We start from the raw sequence: 20,272 nt of genomic DNA, 5'->3' as shown, positions 1-20,272 counted from the left end.
TCAGGTCTTGCTTAGTCCTGTTCTGACTCATCTTCGTCTGCTTTAGGGCAAACGTTTGGATAGCATTTAAAAACTTCTCTTAATCCTCTAAATACACCGACATGCAATACCGAACGATGGTTTTCGTCATGGGTAATGTCGTATCGAATTGTGGTCGCACCTGTGTCAATGAGACTTTTTGCGGCGTCATCGATTGCGGTGATGTGCTGCAAGTAAAGCGCTTGATGCTCAGGAGGAATATTTTCTTCATGTGCAGCAATGATATACACAGAGAAGGCTTTTTCATCAAATGTGTCTTCTGCTGCTTCAACCCACTTTGCAACAATGCCATCGTCCCACCACAGTGAAGGGTCAATGGCGACATAGCCTTTAAATAAAGGCTGCATATGCTCTGATAATAGGCTAGTGATTGTGAATAACCCGCCAAGTGAATGACCAGACAGCACTCTAAAGTCATCAGTGCGGTAAGTGCTATCAATAAACGGGATCACTTCAGTTTTGATAAACGCTTTTAGTTGGTGGCTTTGTCCGGTTGCGACGGGGATTGGACTATTTTTAGGCTCTGTTGGGGTTAAATCGCGCGCTCTGTGATGACGAGTATTGATAGCGACCAAAATTGCCTCTGGTAGCATGTTTGAGCGTTGTAAAAACCACATATTGTGACCCGTTAAATATTGCAAGTTCTCGCCGTCAGTGGTGTAAATAACAGGGTATTGCTTGTCGCTATTTTCTGGCGCATCGTAGCCTTCAGGTAAAATTACCCCACACAGTACGCTCTTCACCGAGTATTGAAGACGAAATAGTATGTTCAGTGGGTAGATGTTCATATTTATAGTCAAGATAAGAGGCATTGGTTAAAAAACTACAGATACACATCAATAGGAAAGCGAACTGCTTCATAAGTTTACTCCTTGTTTAAGTTATTTTAAGGACGTAACTGCTGTGCAATTGTTTAGCTGCTTTTTTAAATGTAAATGTGAAATCAGGGTGTTTGATACATTAATTTATATGAATGAGAATCTCATCGGTTATTAGACGGGAATCAATGACATAAACAAGGCAACTTGTGTATTTAAATCTAAAGCCTTTATTAAAATTAGCCCTTATAATTTGAATTTACCCTCATAGTATCCTTTGAAAAATCTTTTTTTATATGAAATCGGGTGTGTTCATAGTGAATCTTCCATTATTTTGTGGATAGAGTGAAAATCAAAAACGTGATTTTCATTCATACTGATCTACTAGTCAGCCCAGTAGCCGAATCGACTCTTGAAAAATAATACATCAAGAACTTCAAACTTTTTTACTTTGACATTAAATAAAACAATTCAAGAAGCCTCAAAATGAGGCTTCTTTTTTATTAGCGAGGTCTAACGGTTTTATATCAAGTTAATAACCAAATTTGGCTTCAGCTTTATTATGCAGCTGATCACCCACATTTTGCGCGTATTTTAAAACATCAAAGTTGCCTTTGAAAAAGCTAATGTCTCCCATTGAACTGTAAGATTCATCAAACACTTCTTTAAAATCGATGATGTCCTTAAAGTTTTCTGCATTGATATCAAATCTACCCCAAGCTTGACCTTTGCCATCAGCGCCTCTGTCGTACGCTAAACCTTGCATGAACAGGGCAGGAACTTGCTTTGCCAATTTAAGTAGATCTTCATTTGCATTTAGCTTTTCTTCTAAATAGTTTTTATTTTCGTCACTGATGGTGCCATTGACGACAAATTCCCCTTTTTCATCAATCGAAAACCCCCAACTTGTAGACTCGGCGAGTTTTGGATCTGTGTTTTTTAACTCGCTCATAAATGATTGGTAGTGTGTTTGCATACCTCTAAATAGGTCTGCTACACCACCAAAATACAACGTCTGGGAGACTTTGTTGAGTCGTTCAGGGTCATAGGTATGGGATTCAAGCGTCATTTCACCAACATTTGGGTCATTGATTATATGTTGGTCGTCATGTGATGTATTTTGAATGTGTGCCGCTGCTAGTGTACTGACTTCATCAGTAATGGGTTTAGCATCCATAGATGAAGGATTCTTGTTTGGTGCGTTACTGGGGGATGGTGGTTGAAAGTTGGTCTGGTTCGTTATCTTCATTACATAATCCTTATACAGAAGACTTGTCATTGGTTTACGTATCGACAGTTGAGCTAGGGTCTTTAGTTATAAATTTATTATATGTACAAATATCTACTATTCACCAAAACGCGTTTTAGGCTCTTTTTAGGGTAATCCATTATACATTGTTTATATAAGTCACTATTTAGTTAAGTTGCATCATTAATATAAATAATAGTTATGGCTGTAGAATAAACACCTATTTGAAAATGTTGCATACTAATTATACACCGTGTTAAAAAGAGTGTCTTAATGATCTGTAAAGCTGACTTCATCATGCAACAATACTCAATCTTGCAGCAATTACCAAAAGCCAAACTTGGCTATCTGCCAACACCAGTGATTAAATTAGAAAATCTTACTCGTATTTTAGGTGGCCCCGACATACTAATGAAGCGTGATGATTTAACTGGGCTTGCCCTTGGCGGTAATAAAACTCGCAAACTTGAATACATTTTAGGTGATGCTGTCGCTAAAGGATGTGATTGCGTCGTTACGGCTGGTGCGCAGCAGTCTAATCACTGTCGGCAAACCGCGGGGGCCGCGGCCAAACTCGGCCTACATTGCCACTTGCTATTAGGCGGAGATAAGCCCAACGAAGCTAGAGGGAATTTGCTTTTAGACTCTTTGTTCGGTGCACACATTCATTTTACTAAAGAAAATCGAAAAGGCGAAGATATTCCAAATGTCGTTGAGGGGTTAAAGCTAGCTGGCCATACGCCGTATGTTATCCCCTATGGGGGATCGAATGACTTGGGGGCATGTGGCTTCATAGAAGCTGGCTTGGAGCTTAGTAAACAAATTGATATGGAGAATTTAAGTCAGGTGTTTTTTGCTTCCAGTTCAGGGGGAACTCATGCTGGTTTGATGATTGCAAAATCTATTTTAAATCAAAACCATTCTCTGACAGGAATCCAGATTGACAAAGCTGAGTTAGCGGGTAAAACATTTAAACAAGAAGTCTTAGAGCTGGCTAATGCAACTGCCTCATTTTTAAATTTAGACTTGGCATATACAGCGCAAGAGGTGGTTTTAGATAATCATTATTTAGGCGAGGGCTATGGTGTGTTGTCAGCGCAAGAGCGAGAAGCTATTCAGCTACTTGCGACAACTGAGGGCATTTTATTAGACCCAGTTTATACGGGGAGGGCTTTTGCCGCCATGGTCGATAAGATTAAAAGCGGCAATTTACCAAGGGATAAACAGGTGTTATTTTGGCATACTGGAGGGACTCCATCCTTATTTGCCTATTCAGCCATGCTCGTTTAGTCGTACAATAAGCAATACATTGCCCAGACCCGCTTGATATGAAGGCAAAGACGCTTAAATTGCAATTATATTTTGAGTACGATAAATTTGCCTACGCTGGCTTGATCCACCAGCAAAATAGCACATAAAACGTTGTGCTAATAAACCCGCTTTAAGCATTATGACATTACGTCATTTCAATTTTCAAAATGAATTATGGAACGGAAGTAAACCATGGCAGTTCTTGAGATTTTAACAGCCCCTGATCCTCGTTTAAAAACGATAGCCAAGAAAGTCACAGACTTTGATGCAGTACAGTCACTTGTAGATGATATGCTAGAAACGATGTACGCAACGAGCAATGGCATTGGGCTTGCCGCAACACAAGTTGGCAGAGACGAGGCGGTTGTTGTGATTGATATTTCAGACGAAAGAAATGAACCCATTATTTTGATTAACCCTGAAGTGTCTGAAGGTAAAAACAAAGAAAAGGGACAAGAAGGCTGTCTATCTGTGCCTGATTATTTTGCTGAAGTTGAACGTTTCACCTCAGTCAAAGTCATAGCGCAAGACAGGCAGGGCAACCCAATTGAAATAGAAAATGATGAATTTTTGGCAATTGTGATGCAACACGAAATTGATCATCTCCACGGTAATTTATTCATTGATTATCTCTCACCTTTAAAACAAAAAATGGCAATGAAAAAGGTTAAGAAGTACTTAAAGCTTCACGCTTAATCCTATTCTTTTGATAAGCAGTATGACAATGCTGCTTTGATCCCTTTATAGCCTTGAGTGCTTCGAATACATCTTGTATGGTTTATTCTTAACCACACTGTTATTTGCAAAACGAACGAAGGACCAACCGATGCGATTTCTCAATACGGCAATATGTTTAGTAGCTTTAACACTCTTAGGATGCGCCAGCACAAGTGTGTCAGAGACAAACAACAGTATGGTTGCATCCTCGTCGAGTGTTGCATCGAAAAGTGATGGAATTAAAATGTATTTCGGATTATCGATCCCTACAGGGGGATTGATTACACCTCAGCAGTGGCAAAAATTTGAGTCGAACCAATTGGCCAATGCTTTTACTGGGTTCAGTGTGGTCGATGCGGTGGGTTATTACAAAGGAGAAAAAGAACCTGCAAAAGTCGTGACAATCTATAACGTTTCCAAAGCTGATATTGAGTCTGCAAACCGTTTAGCCAAAGAATATAGCAGGCTGTTTAATCAAGATTCGGTGTTAATAGCACGCCTTAATGTCGCTCAAATTAGTTTTGTTGGGAAGGAATGACTGATGCAAAAAAAAGATGCCGTTCATGAGTATTTGTTATCTAAACCATTGAGCAGCGTAAGCCAGCCATTTGGAGAAGGTGTAGATGTATACAAAGTGAAAGATAAAATGTTTGCAACGCTTGCACCAGAAAAAATGCGGCAATCGCACACAGGGTATTGGTGGCTAAATCTTAAATGTGATCCTCATGAAGCTCAGGCGCTAAGAGATATCTTCGATTCAGTTATTCCTGGATATCATATGAATAAACAGCATTGGAATACTGTAATTTTGGATGGCTCAATTCCTAAAGGTGAAATTGAACGTATGATTGATAATTCGTATCTGCTGGTTGTAAACAAAATGAAAAAAAGCGATCGACAAGCCATTTTACTGCATTTGTAATTGATGCTTTCAATAATTAACCAATTAGCTTTTACTTTTATTTGAACTTTTTGCTGTATAAGTCTTCTTATTTTATTTATGTAAAATAAGGAAAGGACTATGTTTCCAATCGATGTGTTTGTTGCTTATACCGCTGCATGCCTTTTACTCGTGATTTCACCCGGTCCAGATAATATTTTAGCGATAGCTCGAGGCGAGAGCCAAGGCCGTTTGGCAGCGTGTGTTTCAGCAAGTGCTTCCGGAGTCGGAATATTGTTCCATGTTATCGCGGCAACCGCAGGACTCACCATTTTAATTCAAACATCAATGGTTGCTTTTTTTATTGTGAAAATAATTGGTGCAAGTTATTTAATTTGGTTAGGGATAAAAGTGCTACGCAATCGCAATTTAATTACGATTGAACCCATCGCAGCAAAATCTTTGAAATCAATATTTACCACAGGCTTTCTTTCAGCTGCTCTGAATCCTAAACCTGGCATATTCGTATTGGCATTCATACCGCAGTTTATCAACCCAAATTTGGGTAGTGTATCAATGCAGATGTTGGTTTACGGGTTTTGGTTCGCTTTACTGACCACCATCGGCTTTACATTAATGGGGGTATTTTCTTCTCAATTGAAAAACTGCTTAATGAATAGACCAAAAGTGTTACAGGGTTTAAATATCTCTGCTGGCGCAACTTTTATTGGTTCTGGTCTCGCCGTGGCGTTAATGAAACAGCGATAGTACTGACGATCAGCTTCCATGCAGAAAAGTACGGTTAATTTAACTGAATATTTTACAATAACGATAGGAGGGGAACTTTGTAACCATATTCATTTTTAGTTACATTTAAACGTATGTAATGTGTTGGATTGAATGCAGTTTTTATTTAATGTAGCTAAAAAAGTCACAGGAGAGAGCTACAGTGTACAAATCCATTATTGCAATGTCTGTCGTGGCCGTTTTAGCTGGGTGTCAAGCAAATAAAGCGGGCACGCAGGTTAACTCAGCAACCACAACAGTACAAACCGAAAGCCAAAGTGCAGTAGAAAAAGAAACCCAAAGGCTGAACGCTTGGTTTGCTGAAAAATACGAGCAAGAATTGCAAATGAGCCCAATCACGATGACGATTTATGGGCGAAAAGATAAATATGACCAAATCGATGAAGTGTCAGAGCAGGCTGAGAGACGCAAGCTGGCGTGGCTCGCTGGCACTGTGGCTGAATTAAGATCGCAATTTGATTACACCAAGCTAGATGCTGAGGCAAAAATTTCTTACGATTTGTGGTTGTACGACTACGAGAAGCAGAAGCAGCAGGCAAAGTTTTTTGAAAATACTTATGTGTTTAATCACATGTTTGGCATACAGTCATTTTTTGCGCAGTTCATGATTAACTACCACAAAGTAGATACTCTGGCTGACATGCAGGCTTACAATACTCGTCTAGTGAGAGGAGCCGAAACGATTGTTGAGCTTCTAGGTCAAGCGCAATCTAGAGCTGAAAAAGGCATCAGACCACCTAAATTCTCGTATGAAGGTGTTATCGCTCAATCTAAAAACATCATTGATGGTGCGCCGTTTATTGACAGCGAAAAGGATGCGCCTTTATGGGCAGATGCTAAAGCTAAAGTGCAAAAATTGATTGACGATAAAAAGATTAGTCAAGCAGAAGGGGACGCGTTACTTGCGCAAACCAAAGCTGCGTTGCGAGGTGCATTCAAATCGAGTTATACCTCATTGATAGATTGGTTTGAGCAAGATATGGCCAACTTAAAGCAACAAGATGGCTATGGTGTGGGCGATTTACCAAATGGTAAAGCTTTTTATAATTACAGACTTGCAGATCAAACTTCGACTAATTTAACGGCGGATGAAATTCATAAGATTGGCCTTGATGAAGTAGCGCGTATTAAAGCTGAAATGGAAAAAATCATCGAGCAAGTTGGATTTGAAGGCTCTATGCAAGAGTTCTTTGAATTTTTCCGAAGTGATCCGCAGTTCTTTTATGAAAATAATGATGAAGGTAGGCAAGGTTACATTGACGACTCAGTTGCATATTTAGACGAGCTTAACAAGAAGCTACCTGACTATTTCGGGATCTTACCTAAGTCAAAACTGGTAGTTAAGCGAGTCGAGTCATTCAGAGAACGTCCTGGTGCTGCACAACACTATATGCCAGGCACTAAAGATGGTTCTCGTCCAGGCGTTTATTATGCCCACTTGATTGACATGACATCCATGCCTAAAAATACGATGGAGTCGATTGCATATCATGAAGGTAACCCAGGCCACCATATGCAGCTTTCTATCGCACAAGAGTTAGAGGGGATCCCAGAGTTTAGAACGAAAGCACATTTTACAGCCTATTCTGAAGGGTGGGGATTGTATTCTGAACTGCTCGCTAAAGAAATGGGCTTTTACAAAGACCCATATAGTGACTTCGGTCGTTTGTCGAATGAAATGTGGCGCGCAGTAAGACTAGTTGTTGATACGGGAATTCATGCTGAAGGCTGGTCTGAAGAGAAATCTGTATCTTACTTTATGAGCAATGTGCCAATAAATGAAACTGCGGCACGCTCAGAGATCCGTAGATACATGATTATGCCTGGGCAAGCGACATCATACAAAATCGGTATGATTAAAATTTTAGAGCTCAGAGAACATGCTAAACGCCAGTTAGGAAATAAATTCGATATTAGAGGCTTCCATGACACGGTGTTAGGCGGTGGAGCAATGCCGCTTTCTATTTTAGAAAGACGTGTAAATACATGGATTGATGAGCAAAAAAGTTCATAATTAAGACGAGTTCTTGAGTATAAAAAATGCATACGCTTTTTGTTGCGTGTGCATTTTTTTTGGAATAATGAATACTTTAAAATATCGTATTCCTACAAGTTCTCATAAGTATCGTAATTTATTAATAAAATCATGGTTAAATTGTGTACAGTTGGTGTTGGTTTTATACAAAGGAAGTATGCTCGTAAAAGCGTACTCACTTCAACAGGACCGAAGTCGTCACTGTCAGATTTATAACAAGCAAAAGGAATTGCGTGTATTACTTAGCTTTGATCCGCGAGTTTCTCATGCCTGCTGGCAATACAATATTTCAGAGCAAAATTTTATAGGGATGAAAATTATGAGTGAAACTACAAATACAGAATCAACGAATCCGGAATCGACCACGGCAGCGCCAGAATCATCATCGGAGTTTGAGCAATATCAATTGTCAGAAAAGTGGCTTAAGCGATTCAAATTACTAAAAAAGCTCGGTGCTGACTCACAATCCATGTTTTCTATTATGAAAACACCTGAATTTAAGGGGTTATCGAACTCAGATAGAATCAGTGTGTCACTGAACTTTTTCGTTTTATTCTTTGGACCATTGTATTATTTATTCAAAAAAATGTGGATGAAAGCTGGCTTTATGTTTGCCAGTATATGGGTTTTCAATGGTTTACTATCTATCGTTGAAGGCCTATTGGGCTTCACTTTTCCATCTGTTATTTTTTGGGTTGTTCCCAATGTCATCTGTGCTCAAATTGCGTGTTATGACTACTATAAACACATAACCGCTGAGGAAAAGATATGGCCTCAAGTACCGGAATTTCTTAAGCAGCCAGTAGGGATAATTTCTTACTTAGTCGCCTCATTTGTCTTTTTAATGGTGGCTGTTTCTTTAACAACTGCGTGATAACCATCATTTCTAAAAAGGGGCTAATTCGCCCCTAATTTTTGTTAAACTTCCTTTATGCCTATGATATCTGCGCGTTATTGTTTGATTGACATTGTTATGGCTTGATTGTACATCGGTGTGATCGGAAGATGAATTTTACTATCTGTATACCAGTTTAAAATCAACGGTTCTTTTCCATCTTCAATGGTTTCAAGGCTAACGTCTTGACCTGTTCCCATATTAACTTGAGCGTGCTCATTTTTATTTACATCTAATACCAACGCGATTTTACTACCTTTGGCCAGTTTTCTTGCACTCATCCGTGTATTAACAAGTGGTAGCTTTGTTTTTTGGCCAGGGGTTAATAGTTGACGCTTTGCGCTATTCTTCGCATAACTGGCTCGGCTACGATAATGCGCTAAATGAAATGTTTCGCCATCAGGTTGGATCTGATAAATATTAAAGCCAATGTCGACATCACGCTTATTAATAGAGATAGAAATATGCCCAGTGGGTGTCCCTGCGTACTGCATATCTTGTTTGAATACATCCGTGGTAAACACAATACCAGTGTCGTCTGGGAGGCTAGGCAGGATAACATTCATGTGATCAATGTTATGCTGAATACTGCGATCAGACAGGTTAACCTGTTGCGTGTGTTTGCCTAATTGTCTTGGCTTTGTTGTCACTAATGCCTGGTATGTCGATGTTGAAGGAGTGCCTAAATAAAAATTAATTCCTTGCTGGTTAAGTTGAGCGAAGCTATCTACATGGTGCCAGCTGTTATTGCCCATGAGTTGGTAATTTACTTTGTTTTTCACAAGTTCAGGAGATGGCGCGTTTTTTAAAATATGATTAAACCATTCGAACACTATTTTTTCAGTGTCTTTTTTAGCGGCTACGCGGTCAAGTCGATAATTAGTCACATGACTGAGAGGAGTTTTTTGAGCTGTCCAATGGTCATAAGGGCCTATCAATAAGGTGTGATTTGCTTTTGGGTTATATTTATAGTGCTCTTGCATATAGTAAATAGAGGATATTTGGCCACCATCAAAATAACCTGTTATAGAGAGTACGGGAATAGTAATATCAGCAAAGTCCTGCCCATATGGCACCATGGCTTTGTAGTAATCATCGAAGCTAGGGTGGCTTAAAAATTTTTGAAACAATGGATTTGGGCGTCCTTCAATTTTGTCTATATCCTTAAATGCTCTGCCGCTTGAGAATAAAGTTTTGTTTACATTGTCCCAATGTGCACGGTCTGCATATTCACTATTGTCCATCGTTTTATTGTTCGTAACATGAAACCCCCATTGATAGTTGGCCGTTAAGAAGATGTTGTTTTCCATGGGCAACCCAAGAGCTGGGTGGGCTGCAGCGTAGGGCGCTATTGCTTTTAAAGCAGGGTGTTTGTACTTTGCAGCTGCCCATTGAGTGTAACCATTATAGCTTCCTCCATACATCACTACTTCACCATTGCTCCAACTTTGTGTACTGATCCAATCAATGATCTTATGGGCATCTTTGCCTTCATTTATCCAAGGCTCGATTTTATTGTTACTGAGCCTCTTTCCTCGAGAGTTTACGATGATACCTACATAGCCTTGTAATACAGCGTATTTCGCGGTTTGAATATGTCGGCTTTCATCAGCATAAATTGTAAATTGAAAAGCTGTTGGATAAGTTTCACTGCTGTTTTTTGGTCTCACTATGGTGGCTGTATGCTCTATACCTTGTGTTGTTGAGATAAGCCTTGCAGGTTCAATAATGTACTTTCTTTGCCATTTTTTTTGAATAACTGGGTGCGCTATGACATAGACGCTTTTGAGGGCTTTTAGGTTCATTGCACTTGACGCGAGTAAACTCAACTGTTGCCCACTGAGTGTGTTTAATCGCTTTATATTATTGATGACGTTTGCGAGCTGTTTACGCTGTTGCTTATAACGTGTGTTTAAGGTGTTTTCATAATCGTACAAAGCTGCGTAGCTTAGTGTTTCTAATTCTTGCGTTATTATCTGCTTGAGTGTCAATGTGCTGTTTGCTTGATAAAATTGCTGATATTGAATGAATTGTGACGATGTACCTTGTTTACCAAGTGTCGCGTCTAAATATGTTTTATTTTGCTGCAACAAGCTTAAACCTATTTTAACGTCAGCTGGCTGTTTAGATATCAATTCTTTTGGCAACTGATTAACTAATGGTAATACAGATTCAAAAAACAACTCAGAGTCTGCAATCTGAGTCATGGTTATATTGTCAGTCGCTAAAAGCACTTTTAGGTTTGAAGGGAATAAAAACTGTTTATTTTCTTTTGCTTTTAATGGCACAAATAAGCTCATCGATAATAAAACTGCTGAAAAAGCAATTACTTTCGCAGTTAATTTAGATAAAATGCACATTGCTGATTTCCTATATTAATAATCGAAATCAGCTTATTTTTGGTCGGCTGTAAAGTAGTGATGGTCAGGAAACTTTTGATGACTTTTAGTGACTAAAAAATATTAAGTATATAATACAATCACTTAATAATAATAAAGAGATGTGATGCGTTGGCAAATTGGTGAGATTACGTTTTGTGATAAAACCCTATCTTTGATTTCTGATGGTGCAAAGACCCAGCTTGAGCCTATGGTTTCAGAGGTCTTACGATTTTTTTGTTTGAATCCGCATATGTTGGTATCAAGAGACGAATTAATTGATCAGGTGTGGCAAGGGCGCATAGTCACAGATAATGCCGTCAATCGTGTGATCACCAAGTTAAGAAAAGCGCTGCAAGATGACCCAAGAAAACCTACGTTTATTGTGACCTACCCAAAAAAAGGGTATCAGTTTATCGCGGCTGTTAGGGCTGTGGATGATGAGAGGCCCGTTAACCCTCCTCAGCATACAAACAATATATTGCTTCACAAAACGCATAAAGTTTTGATGAGCGCTTTGGTTATAGGCCTGTTATCTATTTTCTATTTTCTACTTTCAAGCGATGGCATACCCAATCAAGATCGGCTCAGCGATGTGAGCGCATTGACGCGTGAACCAGGTTTGGAGCTCAACCCACATTTGTCTCCTGATGGTCAATACCTATTGTTTACTGAAGTGCATGATGGAAGCATAAGTCTCAAACTAAAAACACTCCTTACTGAAGAGGTTGAAATCATTGATCATGGTATTGACACTTGGGAGGGGCCGGCTTCATGGCGTAAAGATGGTAAAGCATTTGTCTATCTGACCACCAAAGCGAATAGTTGTCAGTATTATTTGAGAAGCTTTAATGATGGAGTGTTGGCGAAGCAAAGTTGATACATAACTGCCGTACTGGCAGCTATGGGAAAATTATTTTTACACACAGCAATGATTTACTGATTTTTAATGAAGCTGCTTACCCAGGTGGGCCGTTTTATTTATTTAGCTTGCAGCTATCAACGGGTGTCAAAACACGCTTAGCACAACCACTTGTAGGGCTTGGTGGCTACAGCCAATTAGATTTGCACCCAACAGAAAATAAGTTGTTAATTAGTGCTACAGATAGCCAGTTCTTGACTGGTTTGTACGTCATAGATATCGAAAATCATACATTTTATCACTTATTTAACAGTGATGGTGGTGCTGTGTGGGACCACTCTGGAGAGCGGATTATTTTACTAGGTGGTTATCCCACAAATGAGATAGTGAGTTTGGATTTAAATGGCGGTGACAGGGCTGTGGTTTATTCTAATAGTCACGCCTTGTTTGGACTGAGTCGTCACCCTAATGGTGTGGGGTACTTGTTTAGTACAGGCTCACGGGATCGGAATATTACGTATTATTCGATGAAAACGGCGTCTCAAAGTACTTTAGCAGCCACTTCTGTTGATGAGCGACTTGCTAGGTTTTCATATCATAATCATTCGGTTGCTTATATAAGTTTGGCGACGGGTCGTGAACAAGTATGGCTGTATGACTTTAATACCGAGCGCAGAACATTACTTACAAAATTTGATAAGCAACATCAGATAGTTGATTTAAAGTGGGCTTTCAATGGCAGGTTTATTTTTGTCTTAACTCATAATATGATTTTTCAAATCTCAGTCGATAGTGGTCACATCAAACAATTAAAAATTCCTCAAACTGAAATTGCTGGATTGTCAGTGAAAGACGATAATACGATTGCGTTCAGTTTAAAAGAGAGTGATAAATGGCGAGTACACTCTTATGATATTCTTAGCGATAAACTCACTAGTGAAGACCCCAACTGGCAGTTTGTATCATTTTCAGAAGTTGTGGATGATATCATTTGGCAAGATATCCATGGTGAATATTTCACAGGCCTAGATCATACGCCAGTCACCTCAGAAAAAATAAACGCGATCCCAATGGTTGTACAAAGCCGGTTTAATCTGCAAAAACGGGGAAGCCGTTGGCTTTGGCAGCAAGTCAAATCCCGAAGGTACCAGCTATATCAATATGATGAGCTAAAAGATAGACAAAAATTATTGATTACTTCAGACAGCAGCGATTTTGACTGGCATAACGACAAACTGTTATATAACTCTGTGCATTACGTCAATTCTGATATTTACACTGCATCACCGATGAACTAAAAGATAGCTAAGCCATGCCCCTAACAGGTTTGTTGGCAATGTTTGTTTAAGTTACTTGTTTTTCTAAACGAAGGTTCAAAGTTGAGAATCTTGAAACATTTTGTTTTTAGACTAACTTTTATGTATCTCGACTGACTGATTTCTCACACTTGAATTGGCGAGATGGTCATTCAGACATGGACGCTTCTACTTGAATTATCCGGTTTTTCATAATCATAGGGACTAAACCAGACCGTCTTTTGCGCTGTTTTTCTGTAGAGCTATCTTTCTAGAAAATTCACATAAAGTTGCGCCCTATGAAACTAGATAAAAAACTTTACCTCTCTTTTGGCATTATTGTCATGCTAATGGTCATTTCCAGTGCTGTAACTTGGTTTCAAGTCACCTCGTTATCTCGTGTAACTGAAGAGGTACACAGTGACGACGTGCCCGCAGCAATTTATTATTTACAATTGATGGATGAAATTGGCGATATGCATGTAGAGTTACTTGATTACGTGGTGGGTAATGAGAGTAAAAAAGCGGAATTTTATGAAAATTATGACGAGTTCATGGATGTGTTTAAAAGTCTAAGACCGCTTGAGTCTGCGACTGAATCTGACAGAGCTAAGATGGCTGAAATTGAGCGCATTGTTAATGAATTTAAGTCAAGGGCGCAAAGGGAAGTATTCGATGTATATGACCCAGTCACAGAAAGATGGGCGTTTAAATTTGTCGATACGCTTGAAAACTCGGTGGGTGCTGAACTTGAATCGTTGCTTGACCGTCTAAAAGAAGAAGAGTTTGCTGATGCATTAAAAACGACTGATATCGTAGAAGCTGTTTCAGATGACCTGCCAGGCGTTCGACTATACCTAGAAATGGTCGATGAAAAAGGCGATATGCTTGCATCACTCACTGAATTCATGACTGGTGAACTGGATGAGAAAGAAGCGTTTGAGGAAGGCTCCAAGCGATTTATAAAGTATCTTGAATTATTAAGACCCCTAGAAAGAAAACCAGTTGAAGTGACTAATTTGAATAAAATTAAGCAACTTCACGATGAATTGTACGAAGGTGCTCATGAGGTCTTTAAGCGTTTTGATCCCAGTGCAAAATCAAAGTCTATCAAGGTTGTACATGAACTTGAGGTGCTCTTATTTGAAAAAATGGAAGCCATTTTAGATAAATCGACAAACGAAGAAAAAGCTGACGCGGAAAATGCGTTGATTCAGTTGGATGAAGATATGCAATCAATGCTCACTATTATTGTGGTATTGACAGTCGTTGCGGCTGTTGGTAGTGGAGTTGTTGCGTTTATATTGAGCAACTCAATCTCTTCAAGAATTACCAAAGTGCTTAACGTAGCGAGTGAAACAGCTCGAGGTAATTTATCTCTACAACCACTTGAACATGATGGAAAAGATGAAATTGATGGATTAGCGAATGCATCAAATGAAATGGTAGAGTCACTGAGCAACCTAATTCGAAACGTTGATCAGGTGGCCAGCAACGTAGAGTTATCCGGTGAAGATATCGCGGAGATTAATCAGAGAATAGCGAGTTTAAGTCAAAGCAGCTCAGAGCAGTCAACCATTATTGCATCTGAAATTGAGCGAATGAGTGCCACAGTGGCAGAAGTGGCACAACGAGCAAAAGATGCTGCAGATCATGCGGAAAGTGCCCGAGATTTGGCCGATCAAGGCGGAGGCGTTGTAAGACAGACTGTAGAAGAAATTACGAATGCAGCGAGCGAAGTACAAAAAACGGCCAGTACTATCACTAGTTTAGGGGATTTAAGTGCGCAAATTGGCGATGTGATTGGCGTGATCGGGAGTATCGCTGAGCAAACCAATCTACTCGCATTGAATGCGGCGATTGAAGCAGCAAGAGCCGGTGAGCAAGGTCGAGGCTTTGCGGTAGTTGCTGATGAGGTAAGAACATTGGCAGAAAGAACGACAAAAGCCACTGGAGAAGTATCCTCTACAGTTCAAGCTATCCAAGATAAAACGCAAATAGCCGTGAATGCGATGAATGTGAGTGTTGAGCAAGTTAACAACAGTGTAGATCTTGCTCAGCAAGCGGGCGGTTCTTTAAATGAAATTGTCGGCGGTGCGCAAGAAATTGCGGGTATGATCCAATCTATTGCCAATGATACAGAAGAGCAAGCCACAGTCGCTGCTGATATGTCAAAAGAAATAGTAAAAGTAGATGACTCAAGCAAGCGGTCTTTATCAGATACTCAAAATGCAGAAGTTGCTGCGAATAAGCTTAAGGAGCAATCAGCAGAGTTAGTTAGGTTGTTAGAAGAGTTTAGGCTCAACTAACATATTGCATTGATTGAAATAGTTTTCAAGGATGTATCTTTACTTGACACTGCGCTTTAGGCAGTGTCTCATTTTTATATGTAATACGCTCAGTGTGTTAAGAATATAGTTTAAACATTATTATTTAATATTTGCTCAACCTTTCAAAAATATTACAGCTTCGCAAATTGATGCAACACTGTCTATAACTACCCACAAACTAATGATATTTCTTAAATATAATTTTATTAATATTTACAATAGAGTGGATTTAAACCTAAGTCTGGCTGTTATTTCGTCATTTACTCATATATTTTGAAAATTATTCTCTTTTTGGGTACAATCGCCTTGAAAATTAACAAGAAGGCCTAAAAGGGACTTTAGAAGTATGAATAAATTTAAACACTCGTCTATAGCAATCGCTTTATCATTAGTACTTGCAGGCTGTGGAGGCGGCTCTGGAGGCAAAAGCGAGTCAACTGAAACCGCAGCATCTAACACTTTGAGTAACTCAAAAGATAAAACCTTTTCTGAATTGGAATCAGCTGCGAATACTCTAATTCAAAGCCGATATACTGGACAGAAAAGTAAAGCAGAGGTAACGCCTGAACTAGTACAAAAAGCGTTTGTTTACATGCTCGATGATTCTGCTGGTGGATTTACAGACTTCGACTTTCCCAGTATTGAAAATCATGTAAAAAGTGATGGCACTATAAGCGGCACTGAGCGCTGTGGAAATGGTGGTACAGTAAATTATTCTGGTTCTGCTAGTGAGTCTGGTAGTGGCGTAATCTCTGCAAAATTTACTAATTGCGCTAATTATTACGATACGACTATCTCAGGTAGTATGACGGTTAAAATCTCTGTCGATACTAATGAACTCGGTATTTATTTTGATGATCTTACAGTGTTTTCTCAAGGGAAATCAGAAAAGTTAACGGGTAGTTTAAAAGCGGCTCAAAGCGACCTTAACGTGCAGGACGGTTCTATTAGCGTTAGCCAAAACGTTTTGCTTGAGGATCATAATGGTGATCAAATTGTGTCTAATATGAGCATTAGTGGGCGTTCAGATTACAACCGGGATGACAATCTTAATGTGTCTGGCACCATCATGTTTAACGATTCTGGTTCTTTGACGATAAATGCAAAAGACTTAACCGGTTATGCGCCAAGCTATAGTGGTGGTGAAATTAAATTTACTGGTAACAGCTCAAGCACAACGATTTCATTTTCTGAAGATTTACCTATCTATTATCAAGACTCTGACTTAGATAATGTGAATGATTTAGGTACCTATATCACGAATATTCACGGGTTTATATCTGGTGATTTCAAAAACATTAATCCAGTGCCGCTTGATATCATGTCATTACCACCTTGGGTCGGTTATCCTAACTTTTACGGTTATAATGTAGACACAACCACGCCTATCACCGTTGAAGTTGGTGATTACTCGGATGAAGATACAGCGATAGAAGACTTAGTTGTTAGCTTCGAATGGTATGTGAATGATGAATTAGTTGAGGGAGAGTACACAAATACGCTACCTGCAGGTATTGCCGTTTATGGCGATGTATTAGAAGTCGCTATGAGGGTGTCTGATGGGGCAAATTCAGTTCTTGGTTATCGTACATCAATTATGTTAGAGGACGCGCCTAATTACATTGAAGTAACGGGCCTTCCTGACACGATTTCACCTGGGCAACGCGTTGTGTTTACTGCGAAAGTTGTTGATCCTGACAATAAGTTAGGCACTCAATCAGATACGCTAATTGCGTTACCAGATGGTGCCACAGTGGACGAAAATGGTCAGATAACTTGGACTACGCCATCTGAAACGCTGTTTTCATCTCAAGAATATTATTTTACTTTTGCTAATGGTGATGAAGTAAACGCGAGTGAGACGAGTTTTGCAGTCACTGTTAACTCTCAGAAATCTCTACCGATAGCACGCTCAGGTATTGAAGTACCAAAAATGCAAAACAATTTCATAATTGATGACTTCGACGGTGACAGCAAGAATGAAATACTCACGACAGATAACTTTAATCGGGTGATGTTAATCACTTATAACAATGAGACGCCTGAGCAAAAATGGTTATATCCTTATGTGTTGCCAACAGAAGGTAATGTTAAGCAAGTTTTTGCAGCCAATACAGATGACGACGCTGAAAAAGAAATTTATGTTCTTACAGAGAGTGGTCTAAGTGTTATTGATGATTTAGACTCACATGCCCGTGCACTCTTAACATTTGATAAAGAGGCGATATCTGGTGCGTTTGAAGACATAGACAATGACGGTGTGCCTGAATTGGCTGTTATGCTTCAAAAAGATGACAGTCATTATTCAACAAAAACGCTTGCTGTATATTCTTTAAACAAACCAGATGAATCACTATTTGAAACTGCTTTAGATAGCGCCACAACAGTCCGCTTTGGTAATGTTGATGCAGATGAAAACCTTGAGGTTATTTTAAACTCAGGTCTAGTATACGATACCGCAACTTGGGTGAATGAATGGTTAAGCAGCGACTCATTCGGTAACAACAGTTTTATTACTGCTGACATTAATGGCGATGGAATTGATGAAATTGTTGGTAACAAAGACGGTGTAACTGTTTATTCGGCAGTTGATAAAGCGCAAATCGCAAACTTGTCTGATTTTTACGGCAAGTGTTCTTTAGCAGCCGTAAATTTAGATAATGATGTAAGCGACGAACTCATTGTCGGAGATTGTCAATGGGGCAATGTAACTGCTTATAACTTTACTAGTGAAAATGAATTTTCTGAAGTATGGCAAGCTGACCTTGTAGATCATGGTGCTGTGTCCCTACAGGTGGGCGATAGTGATAACGACGGCAAACCAGAGGTAATATGGGGATCTGGTACTTCTCACACGGGTGCTGATATGTTACTAACAGCAGACATAGACGGAGATACTATACAGGTAAGGCACGATAAAATTGCACCTCAGCTAGACTATTTTGTATCAGCAGGCTGGGCAAAGAAGAGTGGAAATACAGAAAAAGCCGTATTTTTTGTTCCTAACAGCAATTCTGGCTACGATGGTGGGCGAATAGTTCAAATGGCGTTAAATGGTCAATTTACACCATCAGACGAAATTTCAACTAATTGGAATGACGACAGTGCAGTAATTACTGCGGACTTTAACAACGACGGAATTTCTGAGTTGTTGGCTCCTAACACGGAAACTTATAGCACTGCTTTAGGCGTCATGGACCTTGGCACATATGATATTTCTTATTCGTTGCCAATTGACTCTAATGACACTCTGGTTGGTGTGAATGCTGCTGATATTAATGGTGATAACATTACTGATGCGATTTATAGCACTCAAAACTATGTTAAAGTCGTTGATGTTAATAACCAATCTTTGTTATCCAATTTTACAACTTCAACTCAGATAAATGATTTTAGTGTTTCTGTAAATGATGCGGTTAATATGGTCGTTGCGTCTGATGAGCTAACCTTACTTACCTTCACAGAAGGTACTTTTTCTGAAAAAAGTAACCTTAATAAAAGGTGTACACAGGTAGAGTACTTTAATTATGACAGCGATGCAGAGTTAGAAATTGCGTGTTTATATGATGAAAACGATCATTATGCAACCAGTAACACATCGCTCATTATTTACGAAGTGAATGGTGATAAGCTCGAACAGGTACACAAAAAATCACTTAACGAGTATGTTGCTGATTTTGCTGTTTCACCAACTAGTATGACTTATCAACAGCTGATTTTCGCGACACAAAGTGGTGATAGATGGAGTGACAATTTACATTCTAACGTACTGTTTACTGACTCTAATGGTAATAAAGTAAGTCGCAGCCCTGATTTACTTGGTCGTCCTTCAAAAGATGCATTAAAGGTTCGATTAGATGAAAAAGGTAAGCTGAACTTGCTTCTCTCAACTTCATCTGCGATGTATCAAGTACACTAGTCTGTAGTGTTGCATTCTATGAGAGTATACCTACAGAATCTCTAGTAAATCAGCATGCAAATCTAAATTGATAAGCCCTAGCAAACATTGCTAGGGCTTTTTTTATCTGAAATTAGGCTTTAATTTAAAGAATTAATTTGTAAAAAAACAGAGTTTATTGATTAATTTATAATCCAATACTATTTGTTTTTGTGCTAGATAAAAATCTATCATCTTTGGTCTTTTAAAATTCGATTTTATTATTTTTGATAGCTTTTAATGATATGTTAATCAAACCTAAAGGTGGTAAGGTGTTTTTGACCTATTTTCTCGGTCATATGTTAAATTACATTAATTTAAGGATGAGTAATTATGTTACTAAACACAAAACTAAAAGTCGGGTTTAAGTCTACAAAAGCAAACTTAAAATCAAAAGAAGTATTGGAAAAAATCAGCGGTGGTCGTGGTGGCCGGTAGTATTGTATTGGTTGATGAGAATGGTCGCATAACCTAAGCTAGCTTGATGTCTATTATGGTATTTATAACGGCATCACCGTTTGATTAAATGCTTTAGAGTTGCTAATAATCGGTGTATATATTATTTGGCATCTCTTTTTCTGCGTTTTTATAAGTCATATTTTATTTTTTATAAATTAGTCTTTTTTAAAATTTAAAGATATCTATTAAAATCACATGGTATTATTTTTATCATCACAAACTAATCTTATACCAAATATTTGCAGTCTCGGCTTAACTAA

General features: G+C 38.9%; 14 protein-coding genes. 11 read left to right on the top strand and 3 right to left on the bottom strand.

Going from position 1 to position 20,272, the window contains the following annotated elements; translation table 11 throughout:
• Nucleotides 1-11: 11 nt before the first annotated feature.
• Nucleotides 12-827 (bottom strand): alpha/beta hydrolase, encoded by an 816-nt coding sequence (locus tag JF50_RS14485; RefSeq protein WP_039610122.1) that lies wholly within the window; start codon nucleotides 825-827, stop codon nucleotides 12-14.
• A 562-nt stretch (nucleotides 828-1,389) separates the two neighbouring features.
• A complete protein-coding gene (locus JF50_RS14480; protein WP_039610121.1) occupies nucleotides 1,390-2,106 on the bottom strand; it encodes a hypothetical protein in 717 nt (238 codons plus the stop codon).
• A gap of 273 nt (nucleotides 2,107-2,379) precedes the next feature.
• Here JF50_RS14480 and JF50_RS14475 point away from each other — a divergent pair, with 273 nt between their 5' ends.
• The 7 genes from JF50_RS14475 (at nucleotide 2,380) to JF50_RS14445 (ending at nucleotide 8,730) form a co-directional block, all read left to right on the top strand.
• Entirely contained in the window at nucleotides 2,380-3,396 is a 1,017-nt protein-coding gene (locus JF50_RS14475) for a D-cysteine desulfhydrase family protein (protein ID WP_235423433.1), read from the top strand.
• A 213-nt stretch (nucleotides 3,397-3,609) separates the two neighbouring features.
• Nucleotides 3,610-4,113 carry a peptide deformylase gene (def, locus tag JF50_RS14470; protein WP_039610120.1) on the top strand — a complete coding sequence of 168 codons (504 nt, stop codon included), beginning with the start codon at nucleotides 3,610-3,612 and terminating at the stop codon, nucleotides 4,111-4,113.
• 265 nt (nucleotides 4,114-4,378) lie between these two features.
• Nucleotides 4,379-4,672, top strand: coding sequence for a DUF3574 domain-containing protein (locus JF50_RS14465; RefSeq protein WP_039610119.1), 294 nt, complete (start codon nucleotides 4,379-4,381; stop codon nucleotides 4,670-4,672).
• A gap of 3 nt (nucleotides 4,673-4,675) precedes the next feature.
• On the top strand, nucleotides 4,676-5,056 hold the full coding sequence (locus tag JF50_RS14460) for an MmcQ/YjbR family DNA-binding protein (RefSeq protein ID WP_039610118.1): 381 nt from the start codon (nucleotides 4,676-4,678) through the stop codon (nucleotides 5,054-5,056).
• Between the two features lie 99 nt (nucleotides 5,057-5,155).
• Complete coding sequence (locus JF50_RS14455) at nucleotides 5,156-5,782, top strand: LysE family translocator (RefSeq protein WP_039610117.1); 627 nt, start codon at nucleotides 5,156-5,158, stop codon at nucleotides 5,780-5,782.
• A gap of 181 nt (nucleotides 5,783-5,963) precedes the next feature.
• The gene (locus tag JF50_RS14450) at nucleotides 5,964-7,835 is read left to right on the top strand and encodes a DUF885 domain-containing protein (protein ID WP_152614546.1); all 1,872 of its coding nucleotides are present in this window, start codon (nucleotides 5,964-5,966) and stop codon (nucleotides 7,833-7,835) included.
• 67 nt (nucleotides 7,836-7,902) lie between these two features.
• Nucleotides 7,903-8,730: a DUF2628 domain-containing protein gene (locus tag JF50_RS14445; protein ID WP_152614545.1), complete on the top strand. Its 828-nt coding sequence runs from the start codon at nucleotides 7,903-7,905 to the stop codon at nucleotides 8,728-8,730.
• A 77-nt stretch (nucleotides 8,731-8,807) separates the two neighbouring features.
• On the opposite strand, the gene JF50_RS14440 is transcribed toward JF50_RS14445, so the two are convergent.
• Nucleotides 8,808-11,111, bottom strand: coding sequence for a CocE/NonD family hydrolase (locus JF50_RS14440; RefSeq protein ID WP_052262311.1), 2,304 nt, complete (start codon nucleotides 11,109-11,111; stop codon nucleotides 8,808-8,810).
• Between the two features lie 145 nt (nucleotides 11,112-11,256).
• Here JF50_RS14440 and JF50_RS14435 point away from each other — a divergent pair, with 145 nt between their 5' ends.
• From JF50_RS14435 to JF50_RS14420, 4 genes are all read left to right on the top strand, one after another.
• The gene (locus tag JF50_RS14435; RefSeq protein ID WP_039610114.1) at nucleotides 11,257-12,009 is read left to right on the top strand and encodes a winged helix-turn-helix domain-containing protein; all 753 of its coding nucleotides are present in this window, start codon (nucleotides 11,257-11,259) and stop codon (nucleotides 12,007-12,009) included.
• Entirely contained in the window at nucleotides 12,006-13,289 is a 1,284-nt protein-coding gene (locus JF50_RS14430; RefSeq protein ID WP_039610113.1) for a hypothetical protein, read from the top strand. Before JF50_RS14435 ends, JF50_RS14430 begins: the two co-directional genes overlap by 4 nt.
• Nucleotides 13,290-13,585: 296 nt before the next feature.
• Complete coding sequence (locus JF50_RS14425) at nucleotides 13,586-15,595, top strand: methyl-accepting chemotaxis protein (protein ID WP_039610112.1); 2,010 nt, start codon at nucleotides 13,586-13,588, stop codon at nucleotides 15,593-15,595.
• 367 nt (nucleotides 15,596-15,962) lie between these two features.
• Nucleotides 15,963-19,535: an FG-GAP repeat domain-containing protein gene (locus tag JF50_RS14420; RefSeq protein ID WP_039610111.1), complete on the top strand. Its 3,573-nt coding sequence runs from the start codon at nucleotides 15,963-15,965 to the stop codon at nucleotides 19,533-19,535.
• Nucleotides 19,536-20,272: the final 737 nt, after the last annotated feature.

Origin of the sequence: Pseudoalteromonas luteoviolacea (assembly GCF_000814765.1) — a bacterium.
Classification (GTDB): Bacteria; Pseudomonadota; Gammaproteobacteria; order Enterobacterales; family Alteromonadaceae; genus Pseudoalteromonas; species Pseudoalteromonas luteoviolacea_H.
The sequence above is the reverse complement of the archived record's forward strand: the minus strand, read 5'-3'. Positions and strand labels throughout refer to the sequence as shown.